This window comes from Streptomyces griseicoloratus (assembly GCF_014534645.1).
In the GTDB taxonomy this organism is placed as follows: domain Bacteria; phylum Actinomycetota; class Actinomycetes; order Streptomycetales; family Streptomycetaceae; genus Streptomyces; species Streptomyces griseicoloratus.
Genome location: NZ_JACVQF010000214.1, coordinates 1 through 2,401 on the forward strand (window position 1 = coordinate 1; position 2,401 = coordinate 2,401).

A 2,401-nucleotide genomic window follows, 5' to 3' on the forward strand; every position below is an offset into this window, starting at 1 on the left:
CTGGTAGTAGGCGTGCTGCCCGTTGGTGCCGGGCGTGCCCCACACCACCGGCCCGGTCTGCCACTCCACCGGGTGGCCGTCGCGGTCCACCGACTTGCCGTTGGACTCCATGTCGAGCTGCTGGAGGTACGCCGTGAACTTCGACAGGTAGTGGCTGTACGGCAGCACCGCGTGCGACTGGGCGCCGAAGAAGTTGCCGTACCAGACCCCCAGCAGACCGAGCAGCAGCGGGGCGTTGGCCTCGGCCGGGGCGTTGCGGAAGTGCTCGTCGACGATGCGGAAGCCGTCGAGCATCTCCCGGAAGCGGTCCGGGCCGATGGCGATCATCAGGGACAGGCCGATCGCCGAGTCGTACGAGTACCGGCCGCCGACCCAGTCCCAGAACTCGAACATGTTGTCGACGTCGATGCCGAACCCGGCGACCTTCTCCGCGTTCGTCGACAGGGCGACGAAGTGCTTCGCGACGGCCTCGTCGGCGCCGTCCAGCCCGGCCAGCAGCCAGGAGCGCGCCGAGGTGGCGTTGGTGATCGTCTCGATCGTGGTGAACGTCTTGGACGCCACGATGAACAGCGTCTCGGCCGGGTCCAGGTCCCGGACCGCCTCGTGCAGGTCGGCGCCGTCCACGTTCGACACGAAGCGGAACGTGAGCGAGCGGTCCGAGTAGGCCCGCAGCGCCTCGTACGCCATCGCCGGGCCGAGGTCGGAGCCGCCGATGCCGATGTTGACGATGTTGCGGATGGGGCGGCCGGTGTGTCCGGTCCACTTGCCGGCGCGGACCCGGTCGGCGAAGTCCGTCATCCTGTCGAGGACGGCGTGCACCTTGGGGACGACGTTCTCGCCGTCGACCTCGATCACCGCGTCCCGCGGGGCGCGCAGCGCGGTGTGCAGCACGGCGCGGTCCTCGGTGATGTTGATCTTCTCGCCGCCGAACATGGCGTCGCGCAGCCCGAACACGTCGGTGGCGGTGGCCAGCTCCTGGAGCAGGGCCAGCGTCTCGTCGTTGATCAGGTTCTTGGAGTAGTCGATGCGCAGGTCACCGACGCGCACGACGTACCGCTCCGCCCGCCCGGGGTCCGCGGCGAACAGCTCGCGCAGGTCCGGGTGGAGCAGCGCGCCCGCGCGGTGGTCCTCCAGGGCGGCCCACTGCGGCCGCCGGGTGAGCTTGGGAGAGTCAGACATGGACGGGGGTCTCCTCGGTTGCCTCGCCGCGCAGGGCGATGGCGTACATCTCGTCCGCGTCGAGGCGCCTGAGCTCCTCGGCGATGAGTTCGGAGGTGGGGCGGACCTTCAGCGCGAGGGACCGCGGCGGCTGGCCGGGCAGGGTCAGCGTGGCGAGCGGGCCCTCGGGCCGGTCGATGACGATCTCGCCGCCCGCGGTGCCGAGCCGGACGGCCGTGACGACCGGACCGTCGGTGACCACGCGGTCGACGTTGACGCCGAGCCGCGCCTCCAGCCAGCGGGCCAGCAGCTCGGCGGCCGGGTTCTCCGCCTCGGCCTCCACGGTCGCCGACGTGACCGGGACCCGGGCCTGGTCCAGCGCCGCGGCCAGCATGGAACGCCACAGCGTCAGCCGGGTCCAGGCGAGGTCGGTGTCGCCGGGCGCGTAGGAGCGGATCCGGGTCTGCAGGACCTCCATCGGCCGCTCGACCGCGTACAGATCGGTGATCCGGCGCTGGGCCAGTGCGCCGAGCGGGTCCTTCGCCGGGTTCTCGGGGGCGTCCACCGGCCACCACACCACCACCGGCGCGTCCGGCAGCAGCAGCGGCAGCACGACCGAGTCGGCGTGCTCGGACACCTCGCCGTACATGCGCAGCACCACCGTCTCGCCGGTGCCGGCCTCGGAGCCCACGCGGACCTCGGCGTCGAGGTGCGAGCGGGTGCGTTCGCGCAGGTTGCGGGTGTGCCGCTTGATGACGACCAGGGTGCGCGAGGGGTGCTCGTGCGAGGCCTCCTCGGCCGCCTTGATCGAGTCGTAGGCGTTCTCCTCGTCCGTGACGATCACCATCGTCAGGACCATGCCCACGGCCGGCGTGCCGATGGCGCGGCGGCCCTGCACCAGTGCCTTGTTGACCTTGCTTGCCGTGGTGTCGGTCAGGTCGATCCTCATGGCCTGCGCCAGCTCCGTCCGTCTCGTGCGAGCATCTCGTCGGCTTCCCTCGGTCCCCAGCTGCCCGAGGCGTACTGCGCGGGCCTGCCGTGCGTGGCCCAGTACTCCTCGACCGGGTCGAGGATCCGCCAGGACTCTTCCACTTCCTGGTGGCGGGGGAACAGGTTGGCGTCGCCCAGGAGGACGTCCAGGATGAGGCGTTCGTACGCCTCCGGGCTGGACTCGGTGAAGGACTCGCCGTAGGCGAAGTCCATCGACACGTCCCGGATCTCCATCGACGTGCCCGGCACCTTG

2 protein-coding genes and 1 pseudogene are annotated in these 2,401 nt (G+C 71.0%); all 3 read right to left on the reverse strand.

Annotated features, from left to right (window positions below; all coding sequences use genetic code 11):
• Nucleotides 1-1,179, reverse strand: a 1,179-nt coding sequence (gene pgi / locus H0H10_RS25985; RefSeq protein ID WP_188183544.1) for a glucose-6-phosphate isomerase, incomplete at its 3' end; no start/stop codon positions are given.
• Complete coding sequence (gene opcA, locus H0H10_RS25990) at nucleotides 1,172-2,107, reverse strand: glucose-6-phosphate dehydrogenase assembly protein OpcA (protein WP_188183545.1); 936 nt, start codon at nucleotides 2,105-2,107, stop codon at nucleotides 1,172-1,174. The genes pgi and opcA, both read right to left, overlap by 8 nt.
• Nucleotides 2,104-2,401, reverse strand: a pseudogene (locus tag H0H10_RS25995) (glucose-6-phosphate dehydrogenase); the annotation flags it as partial. The gene opcA and the pseudogene H0H10_RS25995, both read right to left, overlap by 4 nt.

Excerpts from the sequence above, each read along its gene's own strand:
- opcA (WP_188183545.1), bottom strand. The coding sequence starts at position 2,107 with ATGAGGATCGACCTGACCGACACCACGGCAAGCAAGGTCAACAAGGCA.